Here is a 19,588-nt window from a genome sequence, read left to right on the forward strand (position 1 = left end):
GTTGTTTTACACAAAAGCCGCGACCTGATCAGGTCGCGGCTTTTTCAGTTGGACGGCCGTTGACCGATGGAGTTGAGGACTGGATTGCCGTCCTTGTTCTGCGTCAGGTAAACCGGCAGGACTTTGGGCAACGAAGGCACCAGGTTCTTCACTTCGTTGAGGTTGTAGATACCACCGATACGCAGGGCGCCCGTGCTGTTGTCGGCCAGCATGACGGGATGATCGAGATAACGATTGATCAGCGGGAGTGCATCGCTGAGGGCAAGGTTGTCCAGCACCAGCTTGCCGTTGCGCCACGCCAGCGAGCTGTCGTTGGCATCGACTTCACGGATTTGCGGTTGGTAGTCGCCGGCTTTGTAGCTGGCCTGCATGCCCGGCGACAGTTGTGAGCCGTTACTGGCAAGTGCCTGGTTGCTGGTCACCCATACCGAGCCCTCCACCAGCGTCACCCGGACCTGATCCTGATACATCCATACATTGAAGCGAGTGCCGGTCACGCGCACCTGGCCCTGGCCGGCCCGTACAACGAACGGGTGGCGTGTGTCATGGCTGACGTCGAAAAACGCCTCGCCCTTTTTCAGCGTCACCCGACGCTCATTCTTGTAATTGGCAAATACCAGTTCACTGCCCAGGTTCAGTTCTACCTGGCTGCCGTCACCCAGGGTGATGTGACGCACGCTTGTATCCGCTTCGAATCGTTCGTAGGAGTTGGCAACCCAGCCCAGGTTCCAGCCCGTGTAGGCGGCCAGGGGTATGCCCAGCACAAGCACTGCGGCTGCGACAGCCATCCGACTCCAGCGGGACCGAGGTCGCGGTATTGGCGCGGGAGATGGTGCCGCTTCGACACGCGGAAGATGATCGGCCACGGCCCAGATCTCCAGCATGGCTTGGTATTCGAAAGCGTGCAGGGGATCGGCATCGTGCCATTGTTTGAATGCCAGCCGTTCGGCGTCGGTGCAGTCGACGGCGTGCAAACGCATGCACCAATGCGCGGCCGCATCGGTAATGGCGTCGTATTCGGCTTCCGAGAGTGTATGTTCGGTCATTGACTCTTCCTGGTTTGCCGCATTCTAACCTTCGGCATGACCTGTCGAGAACCGCCATCATGGCGTTTGCACATCAAAATGAGCCTGTTTTTTCCGGTCAAAGGCTCGAACACCGGTATGTCGTGGTTATAGCGTGGCATACATCTCGTGAAAAAAAGATCAAGACCCGTCCGCGCGCAGCGTTCGCAGAGGCAGTTTAAAACGTGGCAGCGGGACTCAAGGGTGGGGAGTCCAGCTGTCGACCCAGCTCACAGATGAGTAGCGTCATGGAGTCGGCGTTTCGCAAGATCACGTCGATGCGTGCTGTCGGTGAACCTGGATCCAGAAAGATACTGCGCGCCTCGCTCATGCTTCTGGCGCCGGTCATCTTCAGGATTTCCCGGGCCATATCCCGATGCTCGGGGAAAAGCTCCAGGCTCTTGAGCCCGCCGGCTGCACTGTCCCAGCCCATGAACAGTTTGGATCGTGGCGTGGTCAACGACAGCCCGTTGCGTTGCTGGTCCTTTTGATAATTGTATTTTGAATGTCCGAACTGAGTGGCATTGGAAATCAGGTCCAGAAACGGGAGTGCCGCGTCCAGATAGACAATATCGAGCGTGTCGAAAAGCTGATGAGAAACTTCGTGGATAAGCACCGCTGCCTGGGCGTGGGCATCGACATTGAAGGAATCCGGGACCGCGTCCTTGTACCAATCCAATCCGACCTCGAAGAAATACTGGGTGAGATAGATTCTTCCTGCCGTTTCCGGTTCGAGCACGAATGCAGTGGCTCTATCGTCCATGTATTTCAAACGGCCGATTACAAGGCGCTTGGCGTTGCGAGTTTCCCAGGACGGGTCGGCCAATGCTCGGCACAGCGGCGAGACGGCGGTGTGTATTTTCTTGATCAGGCTGGCGTCGACTGTCCTCACCCCAAAAAAGGCCTTCAGGAAGGTATCCAGCCGAGAGCCCGGCGGGACCTGATGTTTGATCTGATCCAGATTATGCAGGGCGTTGAATGAGTAATACCTGGCCACCTCCAGGGCCTGCTCGATCATGTTTGCGTAAGCCGGGTATTTGCGGCGTATTTGCGCCATGCCCCGAGCCTCAATGTTGAGCGACGTTGAAGCCTTGTAGTCGCTGTAGGAATTGGCCAGCGTTGACATCACTTTGCCGTAGCGAATGGTCTGCCGTTGTGGGTCTACGGTCCATTGCTGGTTATCAGGCGACTGCCTCAGTATTGGGCCCTCTCCCTGTTCATGGACCACGCGCCAGACCTGATTGGCTTTGGCCACCTGAAAAACCATGCCGGCAACAGGTGCGTAAAGCTTGTCGGACCCTGGGGCCCTGTAGGTTCCGTCGATCCGGTTCTTCTGCAGATTGTGCAGGCTCACCTCCGTGGCTTCGAAGGCCCGCAGGTTGGTGCGCGTCGGGGCGGTGGAGGCGATGTCTTTCCAGCGGGGCGGGGTCGCCATGGAGGCGTTCTGCGTGCCGGGACCTATCGGGCCGAGCAGGCCGAAGGTGTCGTCGCGATTCAGGAAGCCAAGTGAGACCATCTCTGCCGCGCCGGCGATGAAGTCGTGCAAGCCTGCTTTCCAGTCATGCTGCTGCAGGGATTCAGAAGAGGCCTTGAAGTCTTGGTAACTTTCCCAAAGCGTTTCGATAAACGTCAGTTTGCCTTGCAACTGCCGCCCCACCAGTTTGACGCCGGCGCTGAACAAATGCAGGGCCGTTTCCCAGTCAAACTGGCGGTTTTTTTCTGTTTGTGCGCTCAGCATGTCCGATAACAGGGTTGTATTGTCGTTGAACAATACATCGAACAGGTTGGTCTTGATCGGATTGGAAGCCAGGGTGATTTCCGATAGAGAACCGACCGTGGCGGCGAACAGGTTCTTGAACGTGGCTTGCTGGCTTTCGGGAAGTCGACGAATCAGCAGGTCCTGCAACGCGCCCGGCGTGTTGAAGGCTGCAATGAGGCTGGCCTGGTCCTTGAACTCGGTGAAGTTGTGGCCCGCATGGTAGGGGGAATACAGCACATGGGGGGCAGTATCATCGGTGCTTGATCCGATCAGGTAGAGCCCCAGTGCCTTGATCGCCGCAGTTCCCCGGGTTTTGATCAGCTCCAGTGGACGAATCAACGCGCTGGCGCCGTCCACTGCCTGGCGTGCGATGGCATCCGGCATGTCCAGTACCTGGCGAATCAAGTCAAACCCTGTGGGCGAAAGGTGCTGTTGTAGATGCAGTGCGTGGGCATGTTGCAACAGTTGCCAGGGCAACTGCCGGCGAAATCGCTGCTTTCTTTTCTGGCCATCGGTTGAGGTAGTGGAGAGTTCGTCCAGTACGATCTTTTTATAGGCGGTGGGGATGTCCAACGACAGCAGCATTTGCCTGACAGCCGTCTCGTTCAGGCTGTCGGGCAACGCGCGCCCGGAGGTCGAGGATACCCTGAAGCCTGTCTTTTGAGTGAAGTCGGCATGATTGAGGGCGAACTCGGTCAAGCTGCTGGCGGGCCCCGCCAACGCATGGTTCGGGGTGATCAACAGGGTGGCGGGATCCAGGTCTTTTACGGCGAAACGCGCATCCAGGAGCGCTTTGAGCTTTTTGCTCACATAGGTGTGCAGGGGCTCGATACCGTCCAGATAATCCTCGTCATCGTCGACACTGCTTCTGTATTGCTCAAGCAGGTCAATCTGTAGGCGCTGTTCTTCAAGTGGTGCGGCGCCAAGCCAGGCGGGGAGTTTCTGTTGCAAGCGGATCGCCTGGGCGATACGTGTGGCGTGTGTCAGATTGGTAGGCGCGGCCTTTTCAAGCAATGTGCCCAGGCTTTTTACCCGTTCAGGCCCTGTCAGTTGCCAGTCCCCGCTCTTTAGCGTGCTCAGATACCTGTATTGGGCCTCGAACAGTGCGTTGAACGACTTCATCCGATTGAGCAGCACGTTGTCTTCGATCAGCTCAAACACATCCAGTTGATAGCGTCCATGGGGCTTGCGTTGGGCGGGCCAGAGGTTGGCGAGCAGACCAGAGCGCTTTCGTGAGTCGAGCAGGTGGCGATTCAATTGCTGGGTGGCAAGTTCGACTGAGGCAAACACTTGTAAACCATCGGCCGGTGTCCAGAGAATTGCCAGGCCGGAATGAGGCGTATCCAGCCCGCCGCGTTCGGTCAGCAGGAAACAATTGGCCAGCGGCAAGGAGACGGTTTTGCCGTCCTCGGTACATGCCAGCCTCAGCGAATAGACATCGGGCCGGAAGCCCTTTACCCCGATGCGTTGAGTGCGGTCCGGATATTCGGCATCAAAGGCAAAGACCGCGGCGATAAGGTCGCGCGCGGCGGGAGACAGGGTTGCGTTGAGTTCTCTGAGTTCGGCTTCTGCACGTATTCCCAGGGAAAAGACGTTGGTCAGTTTAGGAAGAAGGCCTTTCAATGCGTGACGCAGCGAGGTGTCGCTGGAGAGTGGCAATCGGCTCAGTTCGGCATTCAAGGCCTCTTCGACACTGGCGTAGCTCTTGATCTTCCTCTCCAGTTGATCAGCCATGAAATTGGACGGGCGCAGGTCCCCGTAAAAAACCGGCTGCGTGCCCCAGTGTCCAGCGGTTTTTTGCGTCAGCAGGTTTTTGCCGATCAGGCTGCGTATGTCCAGGGCCTTGTCAACGAGCGCGTGGACGTCCACGTCCCCCTGGCGGGACATCTCCATTGCGAAATGAAGGTTTTTCGACTGTTTGCCGATGATCGCATCAGCCAGAGACTCGAATACCGGCCACGTCACCGCCTTACCTGACACCTGGGGATCGTCAAAGCGCAGGAAGCGGTTGCGCTCCTCCAGGCTGAGCAGACTGTAGAGTTCTTCCTTTCGCCCCGCGCCGGTGGGGGCATTGAGCAGCGCATCCCTGAAGCCCAGGTAGTTGTCGACTTTCTCAAGGCCGTGGCTGGGGGTATAGAGATAGTGTCCCTTGGCGCTGATCATCAAAGAACCCGCCAGCTCTACGTAGAGCGGCTCATATTCCCAAAGACGCAGGGTTTCGATAAACAGCAGCGGTTCGTCCGGGCGAGATGGCCTGTACAGCCGCAGCAGTTCCTGGGCGTGTGCCTCGGTGAGTTGTCTTTTCTCCCGCTTGATCAGAATCGTGGCTTGTAGCGCATCGCTGAGAACTTGGGAAAGAAAGCGCCGGCGCGAGGTATTGAACGGGCCGGTGGCGTCCCAATAAGCGTCGATACAATGGGCAAGGCTGGGGATCAGGTTGCTGGCGGTCACCTTCAACACGCTCTCCCATTGACGCTTGTTTTGCGGTGATACGGTGATGCCTGGATGAATGAAGTCAACGTCTTGCCCGGCGGGCCGACCCTGGCTGTGGAAGTAGGCCAGGACCGCCTCGCTGAGTGTCATGCTTCTGGTCAACTGGCTTGTCTTCTGATTCCCCGCGCTACTCCACGTGCTCATGGTTACGCGGGTCTGTCGATGATCAAAGTTGGACAGCACCTCATTCAAGATCGCGTCAAGCATCGTACTGAGGGAGGGTAACTTGATCAGTTCATCCACCATTGTTCGGGCGTTGAGGCTTTGAGCGAACTCGATGGACTCGACCAGGGTGTTGAAGACGTCACCGTCGATACGTTGCCGGGTAGTCCTGATCGCGGAGGTGCTGTTGAGTTCGGCGCGCTGGGAAATCGATAACAGCCGAAAAAGATCGTCACGCTCGGCTGGACTGTCCAGCATCGCTTCCATCTTCTCTTCGAGAGCTTCGGGGCTGTCGAATTTTCTGATTCCGCCGTAGGGCGTGTAGAGGAACGCAGGCTGGGTCTGCGCTGCGTCTGCGTCTGTCAGCGCTTTGAGCACAAGGCAGCCGGCCAGCGGGATCGGCGCGTTTGCGTCGACCTGCAAGCGAATCGTTTCGGCAGACATGGGGGGCGTCTGTGCGGCGCGCAGCGTGTGGTTGGACAGGGACACGTGGTGCAGCCAGTCGAGGTCGGCCTGGGTCAATCCGTGGGGGGCGTTCAAGTCCTCCAGGTTATTGGCGGCCAATACCTCGGGAAATAATAACGGCGTAGTTGCAGTGGTCATCGTTGCTTCTCGCTCAAGGCGCCGCGAGGCGGCACGTTTGGTGGATGAGCGGCCAGACTAGGCAACGATCAATGAGCCAAGGTGGTACATAGTTACCGCACCCAAGCGCGGTGATCAGCGTAATCCGGCACGAGCAAGCTTTGCTCCGACAGTGAAGCGGTGTTTAATCAGCCGGCTGGTTCCCCTTACGCTGTTGCTACCTCCAACAATCACTCTGGAGCTTCAGATGTCTGCGCTATCCGATCATGCCGGTTCAAGCACCCTGTCTTTTTCCGCTTTGGTGAGCTTGCTGGAGAAAATATTCCTGCGACACGGCACGTCGGCCGAGGTCGCCAGGGCCCTGGCCGAAAACTGCGCCGGAGCCGAACGTGATGGCGCCCACAGTCATGGGGTGTTTCGCATTCCCGGTTATGTCTCGACGCTGAAAAGTGGTTGGGTCAATGGTCAGGCAGTACCCACGGTCGAAGATGTGGCATCAGGGTTTGTACGGGTGGACGCCGGTAACGGCTTCGCCCAGCCGGCCCTGGCCGCCGCACGTCCGTTGCTGGTGGCCAAGGCCCGCAGCGCCGGGATTGCAGTGTTGGCGATCCGCAACTCCCATCACTTCGCTGCCCTGTGGCCGGATGTCGAGCCGTTTGCCTATGAAGGTCTCGTGGCATTGAGCGTGGTCAACAGCATGACGTGCGTGGTGCCTCACGGTGCTGACCGTCCACTCTTTGGTACCAATCCCATTGCCTTCGCTGCGCCACGGGCCGATGGTGAGCCGATTGTCTTCGACCTGGCCACCAGCGCGATTGCCCACGGTGATGTGCAGATTGCTGCACGCAAGGGCGAGTCACTACCGCCAGGAATGGGGGTGGACAGCCTCGGTCAGCCGACCTGCGATCCGAAGGCGATTCTCGAAGGCGGGGCGCTCCTGCCTTTTGGCGGACACAAGGGCTCGGCGTTGTCGATGATGGTCGAGCTGCTGGCGGCCGCCCTGACCGGTGGCAACTTTTCCTTCGAGTTCGATTGGCACAACCATCCTGGGGCCAAGACACCCTGGACCGGTCAGTTGTTGATCGTGATCGACCCGAGCAAGGCCGCCGGGCAGAACTTCGCCGAGCGCAGCCAGGAGCTGGTCAGACAGATGCATGGTGTCGGGTTGCGACGGCTGCCGGGTGATCGTCGGCACAACGAGCGCAGCAAATCCAATGAGCGGGGGATCGCACTGGACGAGCAGACATTGGCGCAGTTGCGGGAGTTGGCGGGTTTGTAAAGCCGGCTTCGGATGAGGCTCTGGCGGTTCACGCATCTGTGGCGAGGAAATAAATCTCCTCGCCACACTATCAGTGATCATTCAAACAGGTTTTTGCCAAGGGCTTAACGGCGTCCGAGCAACAACCCCACCACCAGGCCGAAGCCTGCGGAAATGGCCACGGTCTGCCATGGATGTCCGCCGATATAGACTTCGGTGGCATCGACCATCGGCCGGGTCCGCTCCCGTGCGCTGGCAACCGAATCCAGGGCTTGTTGCAGCTTCTGCGAGATCTGGTCGCGCAGGTTTTCAGCGTCTTCGCCGACCAGTGAGGCGCTGCTTTTGAGCAGCTTTTCCGATTCCTCAATCAAAGCCTTCAGTTCACTGAAGGCTTGATCCTTGATTTGCTCTCCATTCCCTTGCAGCGTGCTTTTGCGAGCCATTGAGGTACTCCTTGCTGATGATGGCAGTGAACAATGGAGTGCTGCCCTTGAGCAAAAGTTGCAGCGTCTGGCAGCGGCAGCACTGTGGATCATAAAACGTGGTTAAGACGCGCCTCTTCAAGGTGTAAGATGGCGCATATTTACGCAACAGGTAATTCCCATGAGTTTCAATCTGGCTGACAAGCCCCTGGCCGAGCGCGCGGCACTGGAAGACGAAAAGTCCCGACTTTTTGAACTGTGGCAAAACAATCTGGGCAAGGCCAAGGGTGACGCGGCCCGGTTGTTCGGCGAGCGTTCCAAGCGCAAGGGCAAGTGGTCCGAATGGGTACGTGCCGAACTGGACGGCATGTCGCCGCCTGAGTACGCCAACATGGTGCGCAGTGAAGTCAATCGTCTGATGGCAGCCAACAAATAAACCTCAGGCAAAGGTCGCGATGATAGCCTCACGCACCTTGACCACGGCCGGGTCCATCTGTGTATGGGTTCGCCAGCCCAGTTCGATCGGGTAGCGGGGCAGGTCCAGCGGGCAGGGCAGCAACGCCAGGCCACTGAGGGAGGCGATCGCCGCGGCGGCATGCAGCGGAATGGTCGCCACGGCCTGGCTGCCCTTGAGCAGGAACGGCAGGGCGGCAAAGTGGGTGGTCGAGGCACACACCCGCCGGCTCAGGCCAAGGCCGGCCAACCCTTCGTCGGTGATGCCGATGAACCCACCGGAAGACACGAGCAGATGCTCGCGGGCCACGAACGCCTCCAGGGTCAGCGTCTGTTGGTCCTGCGTCAGGCTGGCCGGGTCGACGAGACAGGCGTAGTCGCCTTCGCCCAGTACCTGACGGCTGAGCAAGCGTTCGGTAAACCCTCCCGCCGTGATCGCCAGATCGAAACTGCGCTCCATCAGCGCCCGGCCGACGATCTGGCTATGGGTCTGGCGAAAAATCAATCGCAGCCCCGGCGCGCGTCGTGCCACGTCCTCAATCAAGCGCCGGCCATGGGCAATTTCGAAATCATCGGACAGCCCGACGATGACCGAACGACCTTCGTAATGACTGGCGCCGGGGTCAACCATCGCCAGGCTCTGGCGACATTTATTCAGTGCGTCGCTGATCACCGGTTTGAGCTGATTGGCCCGTAAGGTCGGCGCCAGGCCGCGGCCAGTGCGCACAAACAATTGATCGTCATACAGGTTTCGAAGCCTGCGCAGCGCCGCGCTGATGGCCGACTGGGTCACGCCCAGGCGCAGCGCGGCGCGGCTGGCGCTGGATTCATCGTGCAGGGCTTCGAAGGTCTTGAGCAGATTAAGGTCGACATCCGCGATATTCATAACACTCATATCATTTAGCAGCGTATGGGGCTTTATTCATGATCGTCTGGCATCTGAAAATCAGCAACCCCAGATGATCGAGGAGTTGAAAACCATGCCCAAATCCATTGTGGCTGCCCTGCAGATTGGCTCGTTGCCCGGAGGCAAAGCTGACACCCTGGCGCAGATCCTTTCCTATGAAGATGCCGTACGCCAGGCCGGAGCACGCTTGGTGGTGATGCCCGAAGCGCTGCTGGGTGGGTATCCGAAGGGAGAACGCTTCGGTACACAGCTGGGGTACCGGTTGCCCGAGGGGCGCGAGGCCTTTGCTCGTTATTTTGCCAACGCCATCGACGTGCCGGGCAGTGAAACCGAGGCCTTGGCCGGGTTTTCGGCGCGCACGGGGGCAAGTCTGGTAGTGGGTGTCATTGAGCGTGACGGCAGTACCTTGTACTGCACCGCCCTGTATTTCGAGCCCGATGCCGGCCTGGTGGCCAAGCATCGCAAGCTGATGCCCACTGGCACCGAGCGTCTGATTTGGGGTAAGGGCGACGGCTCGACTTTACCGGTGATCGACAGCCAGGTCGGTCGCGTAGGCGCGGCGGTGTGTTGGGAGAACATGATGCCGCTGTTGCGCACCGCGATGTACGCCAAAGGGGTGCAGGTCTGGTGTGCGCCGACGGTGGATGAGCGGGAGATGTGGCAGGTGACCATGCGTCATATCGCCCACGAAGGTCGTTGTTTCGTGATCAGCGCCTGTCAGGTTCAGGCCTCGCCTCAGGCGCTGGGCATTGAAGTGGCGAACTGGCCCGCCGAGCGTCCCTTGATTGCCGGCGGCAGTGTAATTGTCGGCCCCATGGGGGACGTCCTGGCCGGTCCGCTTAAAGGCACAAGCGGGTTGTTGACCGCCGAAATCGATACCGATGAACTGGTACCAGCGCGCTACGACTATGACGTGGTCGGCCATTACGCCAGGCCAGATGTGTTCGAACTGGTGGTGGACGAGCGGGCCAAACCCGGCGTGCGTTTCACTCGTTGATTTACCAAGTGGCCGCGGTACCCGGCAAGTCCAGGGTGCCGCGATCCACGAAGCGCAGGGTGCCGAACAGTCCACCGGCCAGTTTGCCTTTGAGTACATAAGGCAGGTTGTCCAGGCTTTGGGTCTGGCTCAGGCCCAGCGTCTGGCGCAGCACGGAGAAAGCCGAGATGCTCACTGGCACGCTCAGTACCGCCTCGGAGAACCGTGGGATGGATCCGGTCTGATCGCTGACCCCCGATGCCAGTGTCCGGCCATTAACCTCGAGGTCGAGCGCGACACCGTTGTAATCGATGGCGGTTTCGTTAGGGTTCTGCAATCGCAGTTTCACGGCAAAGCGCATCTCCAGCTCCTGGCTGGGCAACGGTTCGATGCCCACCACGGTGATGTTCAGCGGATCGCGGTGCGGGAAGAGGGCGCAGGCGCTCAGACTGAGCAACATCAGGAAAAGGGACACACCGAGGGCTCTGCGCATGGATAAACTCTCACGATAATAGGTAGGGCAAACGGGCGAGCTGTTGAGCACGATAACCCACATTTCTCTCAAACCACCGCACATCACGCGGTTTCCCGTCCAGTTCAATCCAGACAGGGCTCATGGCTCCTGACAGTTTCTGACACCAGGCTCTGCTAATCTGCGTCAATCGTTTTTTCCGGATCGTCCATCGTGTCGCGTACCACTCGACTGCTCACATTATTGCAAGTCTTGCGAGGCAAGCGCTGCCCGGTTACCGCTGCGACATTGGCGGCCGAGTTGAAAGTGTCCGAGCGCACGCTCTACCGCGATATCGCCGAACTCTCGGCCCTGGGGGCGCCGATCCAGGGCGAGGCGGGCATTGGCTATGTGTTGCGCAGCGGCCTGTTCCTGCCGCCATTGATGTTCACGGCTGATGAAATCGAAGCCATTGTGCTGGGGCTGCGCTACGTTGATCAGCGTGGCGACGAGGTGCTGGGCAAGGCCGCCGCCGACGCTTTGGCCAAGGTGGCCGCAGTGCTGGCGCCTGACGTCCGGGATGCCCTGCGCAATCCCACGGTGTTGCCCGGGCCTCCTGGCTATGGCTACCCACAGAATACGGTGGAGCTGAATGTGTACCGCCAGGCCATTCGGGCTCAAGCAAAGCTGCATATCGACTACGCCGACGTGAACAAAACCCCCAGCCAGCGCCTGATCTGGCCGTTGGCCCTGGGTTTTTTCAATGAGGCGCGGGTAGTGGTTGCCTGGTGTGAGTTACGCGGCGCCTATCGGACCTTTCGCACTGATCGGATTGCTTCTGCCACCGAGCAGGGCGAGCGCTATCCTGGCCGGCGCAGCGACTTGTTGCGCGCCTGGTTCAAGCTGATGGAACTGGACGAAACGGGGCGTTTCACTCCTGACAAAAACTGACACAAGGCTGTTCTAGCATGGTGTCAGATCGATAAAACAAGGAGCCCTACCATGTCCAATCCCGTCTCTTCCCTGGCCCCGGCCATCGCCGGCTACATTGCGGCCGCCAATGCCCGTGACAGTTCGGCGGTGACGCGTTTTTTCGCCGAGGATGCCAATGTGTTCGATGAAGGCCAGCACCGCGCCGGCACCCAGGCCATCGCTCAATGGATGGAAGACACCGCCCGGCGTTTACAGCCTCGGGTCGAGGTGCTCAATGTGCAGCAACGCACCGGTAAGGTGCTGGTGCATAATCTGATCTCCGGAACTTTCCCCGGCAGCCCGCTGGAGTTGCGCTACACCTTCCGGCTCGACGAGCAGGGGAAGATCAGTCGGCTGGATATCTCGATCTAGATGTTTGCACGTTGGTTCGTCAACACCTGTGGCGAGGGGGTAAATCGCCCTCGCCCCAGGGTTTTGCTTGAATTCACAGGCAGGTGAGATCACTCACTCAAAGCCACCGACATGGCATACTCCCCGACCTCGTTTTCCGGATCAGGGCCGTATGACTTTCGACTCCCCCTTGAGCGCCTGGCAGCATGCCATCGAACACCATGGCTTTGTCCAGGATGAAGCCCAGGAACTGGCCATCATGGCTCTGCAAGAGTGCCACCAGGCACTGCACGAGGGGCGCAAGTCGATCCAGGGGGTTTATCTCTGGGGACCGGTCGGCCGCGGCAAGACCTGGCTGATGGACCGTTTCTACGAAAGCCTGAGGGTGCCGGCCCGTCGTCAGCATTTCCATCATTTCATGGCCTGGGTGCATCAGCGCTCGTTCCAGCTTACGGGCACGCCGGACCCTTTGCAGGCATTGGCTGCAGAACTGAGCCAAGAGGTCAGGGTGTTGTGTTTCGACGAGTTGTTCGTCACCGACATTGGCGATGCCATCATTCTGAGTCGTCTGTTTCAGGTCATGTTCGAGCGGGGCATGGTGGTGGTCAGCACCTCCAACCTGCCGCCCGAGGAGCTTTATGCCAACGGCCACAACCGCGAGCGATTCCTGCCCACCATCACGGCGATCAAGCAGCACATGCAGGTTGTGCCGGTGAACGGATGGCAAGATCATCGCCAGCATCCGGGAGCATTGCAGCAGCGCTACTGGCTACGCGACGACGGACAACCCGATCCGTTGGAGGCTGTTTTTGCCCAGTTGACCGCAGGACAGGCGTCCAACAGTTTGCCGATTGAAGTTGGCCATCGTCTGCTTCAGCCCGTGCGGGCCAGCGATACGGTGCTCTGGAGTCGTTACGCGGATATGTGCGAACAGCCGTTCTCAGCCATGGATTTCATGGCACTGTGCGACCGTTTCAAGGCCATCCTGATCAGCGACGTACCGAGTCTGAGCGCCGAGCAGCGCGAGGGACGCATTGCCCGTGGAACCGAAGACGGGGTTGAAAGGGTAGAGGCTGGTGATCGTGAGTTGCCGCAGTTGTCCATCCATGATGACGGTGTGCGGCGTTTCATCGCCCTGGTCGATGAATGCTACGACCGCAAGGTGCCGTTGTACCTTTCAGCACAGGTGCCGATGGACCGGTTGTACACCGAGGGCTATCTGCAATTCCCGTTTCGTCGTACGCTCAGTCGCCTGCAGGAAATGCAAATGCAGCGTTTTGGTCAGTCCGCCTGACCGTATCCCGCCGACGGCACCGGAGCCGCCGGTACTACCGAAGTGAGATGGAACGCCGTGGAAGAAACCAGGGACATTCTTGTATTGCAAGCCAGCTATACCAATGCAGTCCACGCCGAAGCAATCTGTTATGTGCTCAACGGCTATGCCGAAGATCCAATGGGCGGTGGCCAGTCGCTGCCGCCGGAAGTGCTGCTGCATCTACCCGAGGAACTGGCCAAGCGCCCCCATGCTTTCAGCGTACTGGCTTTCGTCAACGGCGAACCAGCGGGCCTGGTCAATTGCTTCGAAGGTTTTTCGACCTTCGCCTGCAGACCTCTGGTCAATGTCCACGATGTTGTGGTGATGAAGCCGTTCCGCGGGTTGGGGGTGAGCCAGAAGATGCTGCAGAAGGTCGAGGATATCGCCCGCCAGCGTGGTTGCTGCAAAATCACCCTGGAAGTGCTTGAAGGCAATGCCATCGCCCAGGCCAGCTATACCAGGTTTGGCTTTGCCCCAGGCATGTTCGACCCGGCCCATGGCCGTATGCTGTTCTGGACAAAGCCCCTGTAGAGGCCGCCCCTGTGGTAGCGGGCGAGGGCGGTGGTTATTTTTGCACGACCCGCACCGCAGGCGCCTTGGGCTGCATCAGGCTGAAGTCGATCAAGGCCTTGCGCTGGTGTTCATAAGGGTTGCCGATCAACAGCGGGCGGGCCTTGAAGTCATCGCTCACCAGGCTTTTGCTGCGGTCCAGCTCATCAAAACTCAAACCGGCCAGGTCTGCCCAGGTGTGGATCAAGTGAGCGCTGCTGTAGGGGCGTGACAGGTCACCGCTGAAGTTCCAGTCATGAGTTTCACGCCACTTGGGCGAGGCCCAGGCGATGAACGGAATGGTGTACATCGGCGCGGTCGGCTTGCCTTCGTTGCGGCCAAGCGTGCTATGGCCCGGCGAATCGAACACGTCTTCACCATGGTCCGACAGGTACAGCAAAAAGCCGTTGGGGTCGGTTTTGGCGTAGTCCTTGATCAGGCTGGACACTACGAAGTCGTTGTACAGCACCGCGTTGTCGTAACTGTTGTAGGTCGGGACCTGGTCGTCACGCACCCCCGCCGGTACGCCCTGGCGGTCGGTAAACTTCTTGAAGGTGGGCGGATACCGGTACTGATAGCTCATGTGGGTGCCGAGCAGGTGCACCACGATCAGTTTGCGCGCAGCGCTGTCTGCCAGGGCCTGGTTGAACGGGGCGATCACATCGCCGTCGTATTGCGCCGCGTTCTGGTTGCGGTTGTTGTTCAGGTATACCTGCGCATCGGCCTGTTGAGAGAAGGTCGTGAGCATGGTGTTGCGCTTGGTCATGGTCTGCTGGTTAGTGATCCAGAAGGTCTTGTAACCGGCCTGCTTCATCATGCTCACCAGGGACGGTGTGCTCAGGTAAAGGTCTGGGTTCTGTTCATCGGCGAACGTCAGCACCTGCTGCAGCGCTTCGATGGTGTAGGGGCGCGGGGTGATGACATTGTCGAAAACCGAGAGCTGGTCCTTGAGCTTGTCCAGTTCCGGGGTGGTTTTCCTTGGGTAACCGTACAGGCTCATGCGCTGGCGGTTGGTGGACTCGCCGATGACCAGCACCAGAGTAGCGGGCTGGTCGGCCATGGCGTCCTTCAGGTGGCCCAGGGGGGCGATCTTGCTGGCGCTGTGAAGCATGCCCTGCATGTTTTCCAGTTGTTCGCCATAGCGCCGGTAAGCAACCAGCATCTGCCACGGCACGGCCGGCTCGATGCGACTTTCGAATTTCTCCAGGCCACCGGCAAGCGTGCCGGCACGCAGGGTGTGCTTGACTAGCGGATAGCCGACCACCGCCACCACAATCGCAGTCGCCGCGACCATGGCTTGGCCGCGGGGCAGGTACACCGGGCGCAGACGTGTCCAGAGCCAATATCCGAAGGCGGTATGGGCCAGGAAGGCCGCCAGCATCCACCAGGCAAAATACTGCGTCATGTACTCGCCGGCTTCGGACACGTTCGATTCGAACATGATGAAGATGACGCTCTGGGAAAACTCCTGCTGATAGATGAAGAAATAGCCCAGGCTGGCCATGGAGCAAGCCCACAGGACCACGCCGATCAGCGCAGCAAGTAAACGGGTCCGGGCAGGAAAGAGCAGCATGGGCGCAAGCCACAGCGCGCTCATCACGAATGCCTGGCGAAACCCGGTGAACCCAGAGGTGTCGGTCACCAGTATGAGCAGTTGGGTAATGCCCGAGAAATACCAGAAAAACAGAAATAACCAGCCAAACCCGGCCCAGTCGAAACTTTTCGCAGTCGTTGTGCTGCGTTTGAACAAACTCATCAAGCGCTCCAGCCTTCCTGTCGACGAAGCCGCTGGCACCCATTGGATGCCCATAGGCATGCGCCGAACTATCCTAAAAGGCCGGGAGTATCGCGATGGAGGTGTGAAAAATTTGTGAGATATTTGGTTACAAGACGAATGTCGGGGGCTGTGGCGAAGGCGTTTCTTGTGGCGAGGAAATTTATTTCGGTGGTCGCGTTGCCACCTCACGCACTGAAACCCGCGCACTCAGGGGCGGGACCGCTACGCGCTGCGGCAGGGACACATGCCCTTGGCACGGATGGGTATGCATGGAAATGACACCGGTTTGTCCAGTGCCACTTCCGGCGCCGCGCCTCTGCTCGGGGGTTACCGAGCCAGGGCCTGGCTCTGATGGGACAGCTGGGAGTGTTGCAACTGCATGCGCAATTGCGTCACCTCATCAAGCAGCAGATCACGCTCTTCTTTGAGCAGGCGTAATTCGTCGCGACGAATGGTCACGTAAAGGGTTTGGGGAGGACGTGCGGTAACTACGGAGTCCATTGCTCACCTCGCAAATGGCGTACATCAACTATAGAGATGTCGCCAGTATTTGGTCGACACCTCTACTATCGGCGCCGATTCTGATTTCTTTTGCTTGTGATTGGAACTTTTTTATTTTTCATGGTCGCTGTGTCTTTGGCCGGATCTGGAGCGTTATCCCTTGTGATCGCTCGAATTACCCGGAAACTATGCAGCAATGCTCTGGACTAACCTCCACTCGTCGATTGAGCTAAACCTTTGACACACCTTTATTTGTAGTAGGGAGCATCAGCACATGCAACTCGGGATCATTGGACTGGGCCGCATGGGCGGCAATATTGCGCGGCGCCTGATGCTCAATGGGCATACCACCGTCGTCTACGATCGCAATGCCGCCTTTGTTGAAAACCTGAGCCAGGAGGGCGCAACGGGCGTCGCGGATCTGCCGCAACTGGTGGCCGGTCTTGAAAAACCACGGGCTGTCTGGGTCATGTTGCCTGCCGGCGCACCCACCGAAGACACGATTAACGTTCTCAGCGAGTTGCTGGAGCCGGGCGACGTCATCATTGATGGCGGTAACACGTACTACAAGGATGACATCCGTCGCGCGCAGGCGTTGTCGGTCAAGGGCCTGAATTATATCGACGTCGGCACTTCCGGCGGCGTTTGGGGCCTGGAACGCGGTTATTGCATGATGATTGGGGGGGACGCCGAAGTGGTGAAGCGCCTGGACCCCTTGTTTGACAGCCTGGCACCAGGGATGGGCGATATCCCGCGCACCCGCGACCGCAAGTCCGACGATGATCGCGCTGAACGCGGCTACATCCACGCGGGCCCGGCCGGTTCGGGGCATTTCGTGAAGATGATCCACAACGGCATTGAATACGGAATGATGCAGGCCTTCGCCGAGGGCTTTGACATCCTCAAGACCAAATCCAGCGAAAGCCTGCCACCTGAGCAGCGATTTGACTTGAACGTGGCCGATATCGCCGAAGTCTGGCGTCGCGGCAGTGTGGTGTCGTCCTGGCTGCTGGATTTGACCGCCGACGCCTTGGCCAGCGATCCGAAGTTGGACGGCTTCTCCGGTGAGGTTGCCGACAGTGGTGAAGGGCGCTGGACCATCGAAGCGGCCATTGAGCAAGCGGTGCCGGTGCCGGTGCTCTCCAGTTCATTGTTCGCCCGTTTCCGCTCGCGCCAGCAGAGCACCTACGGTGACAAGATGCTCTCGGCCATGCGCTTTGGCTTCGGTGGTCACGTGGAGACGCCGAAAAAATGACCTCGATCGGCAGGAAATCCAAGGCAGAACCCGCGCCGCCGACCACGCTGTTTCTGTTCGGCGCCCATGGCGATCTGGTCAAGCGTCTGCTGATGCCGGCGCTGTACCACCTCAGTCGCGACGGGCTGCTGGGGGATGGCCTGCAGATCATTGGCGTTGACCATAATGCTATCAGTGATGTGGACTTCGCCCGGAAACTCGAGGATTTCATCCGTCACCAGGCGGCGAGCAAGGGCGGCGATGCCGACCGGGCGCTCGACCCGGTGCTGTGGGCCAGTCTGGCTCGGGGCATCAGTTACGTTCAGGGTGACTTCCTCGATGACAGCACCTACGAAGCACTGGCGGCGAAGATCGCCGCCAGTGGCACCGGCAACGCGGTTTTCTATCTGGCGACCGCGCCGCGCTTTTTCAGTGAAGTGGTCCGCCGCCTCGGCGCGGCCGGGCTGCTTCAAGAGCAGGATGATGCCTTCCGGCGTGTGGTGATCGAGAAACCGTTCGGTTCCGACCTGCAAACCGCCGAAGCGCTCAATGCCTGCCTGCTCAAAGTCATGAGCGAAAAACAGATCTACCGGATCGACCATTATCTGGGCAAGGAAACGGTGCAGAACATTCTGGTCAGCCGTTTTTCCAACAGCCTGTTCGAGGCCTTCTGGAACAATCACTACATCGACCACGTACAAATCACCGCCGCAGAAACCGTTGGCGTGGAAACCCGTGGCAGTTTCTATGAACACACCGGCGCCCTGCGGGACATGGTGCCCAACCACTTGTTCCAGTTGCTGGCGATGGTGGCCATGGAACCGCCGGCCGCCTTTGGCGCCGATGCGGTGCGTGGTGAGAAGGCCAAGGTGGTCGGGGCCATTCGCCCCTGGTCGGTGGAGCAGGCCCGCGCCAACTCGGTGCGTGGCCAGTACACCGCAGGCCACGTCGACGACAGACCGGTCAATGGTTACCGCGAGGAAGCCAATGTCGCGCCCGACAGCAATACCGAAACCTACGTCGCCCTCAAGGTGATGATCGATAACTGGCGTTGGGTCGGGGTGCCGTTTTACCTGCGCACAGGCAAACGCATGAGTGTGCGGGACACGGAAATTGTCATCTGCTTCAAACCGGCGCCTTACGCGCAGTTTCGCGATACCGAAGTCGATGAACTGCAACCTACGTACTTGAGAATCCAGATCCAGCCCAATGAAGGCATGTGGTTCGACCTGCTGGCCAAGCGGCCGGGGCCGACCCTCGACATGGCGAATATTGAACTGGGATTTGCCTACAAGGACTTCTTCGAAATGCAACCGTCCACGGGCTACGAAACCTTGATCTACGACTGCCTGACCGGCGATCAGACCTTGTTCCAGCGTGCCGACAACATTGAAAACGGCTGGCGTGTGGTCCAGCCGTTCCTCGATGCCTGGCAACAGGACGCGACGGTCCAGTTCTACAAGGCCGGTGAAGATGGTCCGTCGGCCGCAGATGACCTGCTGACACGCGATGGCCGCGTTTGGCATGCGCTCGATGAGTGATCAGGTGAAACACCCCATCCGCTTTTTACTCAGTGACATGGACGGCACGCTGCTGCTGCCCGACCACAGTCTCAACCAGCGCACCATCGAGGCCGTTCGCTCGCTGCGCGAGGCGGGCGTGATGTTCAGCCTCGCCACCGGGCGGCCGCCCCGGGCGATGTTGCAGCAGATCGAAGCCTTGGGCGTGGACCTGCCTACCGCCGCGTTCAATGGCGGTACGCTGGTCCACCCGGACGGCAGTTTCCTCGCCGTGCACTACCTGCCACCTGAGGCGGCTTTGGCGACGCTGGCCTTGTACGCCGACCAGCCTGATATCGAGGTCTGGGTGTTTGCCGACGGTGACTGGCTGGTGCGCGACGCCAACGGTCCGATGGTGCCGGTGGAGACGCGTGGGCTTGGCTATCCGCCGGTGCAAGTTGAGAGTTTCGAGCCTTACCTGGAACGTATCGACAAGATCGTCGCCACCAGCGCCAATACGCAGCTACTGGTTGAGCTGGAGGCGCGCTTGCATCCGCTGCTCAAGGGCCAGGCTCAGGTCTCGCGTTCGCAACCGATCTATCTGGATGTGACGGCGATGCGGGCAAACAAGGGTGAAGCGCTGGCGACCCTGGCAGCGTTCTTGGGGGTGCCGTTGGAACAGACTGCCGCCATGGGCGACGGTGGCAACGATCCGGCGATGTTTCACCGTGCGGGGTTGTCGATTGCCATGGGGCAGGCGGAGGCGGCGATTCAGCGTCAGGCCGATGTCATCACCGCAGCCAACACTGAAGATGGCGCGGCGCTGGCAATCGAGCGATTCATTCTGGCTCGATGAACCACGC

General features: G+C 59.3%; 17 protein-coding genes. 10 read left to right on the forward strand and 7 right to left on the reverse strand.

Features of this window, described 5'->3' with window-relative positions:
• Window positions 1–44: 44 nt before the first annotated feature.
• Both MKS85_RS00580 and MKS85_RS00585 read right to left on the reverse strand, forming a co-directional pair.
• Complete coding sequence (locus MKS85_RS00580) at window positions 45–1,046, reverse strand: FecR family protein (protein ID WP_310662538.1); 1,002 nt, start codon at window positions 1,044–1,046, stop codon at window positions 45–47.
• A gap of 196 nt (window positions 1,047–1,242) precedes the next feature.
• Complete coding sequence (locus tag MKS85_RS00585) at window positions 1,243–5,922, reverse strand: dermonecrotic toxin domain-containing protein (RefSeq protein WP_310662539.1); 4,680 nt, start codon at window positions 5,920–5,922, stop codon at window positions 1,243–1,245.
• Window positions 5,923–6,307: 385 nt separating this feature from the next.
• Between MKS85_RS00585 and MKS85_RS00590 the strand changes: the two genes are divergently transcribed.
• On the forward strand, window positions 6,308–7,339 hold the full coding sequence (locus MKS85_RS00590) for an Ldh family oxidoreductase (RefSeq protein WP_047226557.1): 1,032 nt from the start codon (window positions 6,308–6,310) through the stop codon (window positions 7,337–7,339).
• 104 nt (window positions 7,340–7,443) lie between these two features.
• On the opposite strand, the gene MKS85_RS00595 is transcribed toward MKS85_RS00590, so the two are convergent.
• Window positions 7,444–7,761, reverse strand: coding sequence for a YqjD family protein (locus MKS85_RS00595; RefSeq protein WP_047226556.1), 318 nt, complete (start codon window positions 7,759–7,761; stop codon window positions 7,444–7,446).
• 160 nt (window positions 7,762–7,921) lie between these two features.
• Between MKS85_RS00595 and MKS85_RS00600 the strand changes: the two genes are divergently transcribed.
• Complete coding sequence (locus tag MKS85_RS00600; RefSeq protein ID WP_076384979.1) at window positions 7,922–8,176, forward strand: hypothetical protein; 255 nt, start codon at window positions 7,922–7,924, stop codon at window positions 8,174–8,176.
• A 3-nt stretch (window positions 8,177–8,179) separates the two neighbouring features.
• Here the strand turns inward: MKS85_RS00600 and MKS85_RS00605 are convergent, their stop codons facing one another.
• Entirely contained in the window at window positions 8,180–9,079 is a 900-nt protein-coding gene (locus tag MKS85_RS00605) for a LysR substrate-binding domain-containing protein (protein WP_310662540.1), read from the reverse strand.
• Window positions 9,080–9,173: 94 nt separating this feature from the next.
• On the opposite strand from MKS85_RS00605, the gene MKS85_RS00610 reads away from it, so the two are divergent.
• Entirely contained in the window at window positions 9,174–10,097 is a 924-nt protein-coding gene (locus tag MKS85_RS00610) for a carbon-nitrogen hydrolase family protein (RefSeq protein ID WP_310662541.1), read from the forward strand.
• Window position 10,098: 1 nt separating this feature from the next.
• Here MKS85_RS00610 and MKS85_RS00615 read toward each other — a convergent pair whose 3' ends face one another.
• Complete coding sequence (locus MKS85_RS00615; protein ID WP_047226553.1) at window positions 10,099–10,569, reverse strand: LEA type 2 family protein; 471 nt, start codon at window positions 10,567–10,569, stop codon at window positions 10,099–10,101.
• 192 nt (window positions 10,570–10,761) lie between these two features.
• Between MKS85_RS00615 and MKS85_RS00620 the strand changes: the two genes are divergently transcribed.
• From MKS85_RS00620 to MKS85_RS00635, 4 genes are all read left to right on the forward strand, one after another.
• Entirely contained in the window at window positions 10,762–11,478 is a 717-nt protein-coding gene (locus tag MKS85_RS00620) for a YafY family protein (protein WP_188251687.1), read from the forward strand.
• A gap of 51 nt (window positions 11,479–11,529) precedes the next feature.
• A complete protein-coding gene (locus MKS85_RS00625; protein WP_047226551.1) occupies window positions 11,530–11,871 on the forward strand; it encodes a nuclear transport factor 2 family protein in 342 nt (113 codons plus the stop codon).
• Window positions 11,872–12,022: 151 nt separating this feature from the next.
• Entirely contained in the window at window positions 12,023–13,144 is a 1,122-nt protein-coding gene (zapE, locus tag MKS85_RS00630; protein WP_310662542.1) for a cell division protein ZapE, read from the forward strand.
• Between the two features lie 57 nt (window positions 13,145–13,201).
• On the forward strand, window positions 13,202–13,696 hold the full coding sequence (locus MKS85_RS00635; RefSeq protein ID WP_310662543.1) for a GNAT family N-acetyltransferase: 495 nt from the start codon (window positions 13,202–13,204) through the stop codon (window positions 13,694–13,696).
• 34 nt (window positions 13,697–13,730) lie between these two features.
• On the opposite strand, the gene MKS85_RS00640 is transcribed toward MKS85_RS00635, so the two are convergent.
• Both MKS85_RS00640 and MKS85_RS00645 read right to left on the reverse strand, forming a co-directional pair.
• Window positions 13,731–15,470, reverse strand: coding sequence for a phosphoethanolamine transferase CptA (locus MKS85_RS00640; protein WP_310662544.1), 1,740 nt, complete (start codon window positions 15,468–15,470; stop codon window positions 13,731–13,733).
• Between the two features lie 348 nt (window positions 15,471–15,818).
• Window positions 15,819–15,992 carry a DUF6026 family protein gene (locus MKS85_RS00645; protein ID WP_171061379.1) on the reverse strand — a complete coding sequence of 58 codons (174 nt, stop codon included), beginning with the start codon at window positions 15,990–15,992 and terminating at the stop codon, window positions 15,819–15,821.
• 250 nt (window positions 15,993–16,242) lie between these two features.
• On the opposite strand from MKS85_RS00645, the gene gnd reads away from it, so the two are divergent.
• Genes gnd through MKS85_RS00660 form a run of 3 tightly spaced genes read left to right on the forward strand, consistent with a single transcriptional unit; the run spans window position 16,243 to window position 19,581 of the window.
• Window positions 16,243–17,247 carry a phosphogluconate dehydrogenase (NAD(+)-dependent, decarboxylating) gene (gene gnd, locus MKS85_RS00650; RefSeq protein WP_256244141.1) on the forward strand — a complete coding sequence of 335 codons (1,005 nt, stop codon included), beginning with the start codon at window positions 16,243–16,245 and terminating at the stop codon, window positions 17,245–17,247.
• A complete protein-coding gene (gene zwf / locus MKS85_RS00655) occupies window positions 17,244–18,767 on the forward strand; it encodes a glucose-6-phosphate dehydrogenase (RefSeq protein ID WP_047226546.1) in 1,524 nt (507 codons plus the stop codon). Before gnd ends, zwf begins: the two co-directional genes overlap by 4 nt.
• A complete protein-coding gene (locus MKS85_RS00660) occupies window positions 18,760–19,581 on the forward strand; it encodes an HAD family hydrolase (RefSeq protein ID WP_274090401.1) in 822 nt (273 codons plus the stop codon). The genes zwf and MKS85_RS00660 overlap by 8 nt, the downstream gene beginning before the upstream one ends.
• The last annotated feature ends 7 nt before the right edge of the window (window positions 19,582–19,588 follow it).

The sequence above is a fragment of the Pseudomonas sp. JL2 genome (assembly GCF_031570495.1).
Lineage (GTDB): Bacteria > Pseudomonadota > Gammaproteobacteria > Pseudomonadales > Pseudomonadaceae > Aquipseudomonas > Aquipseudomonas rhizophila.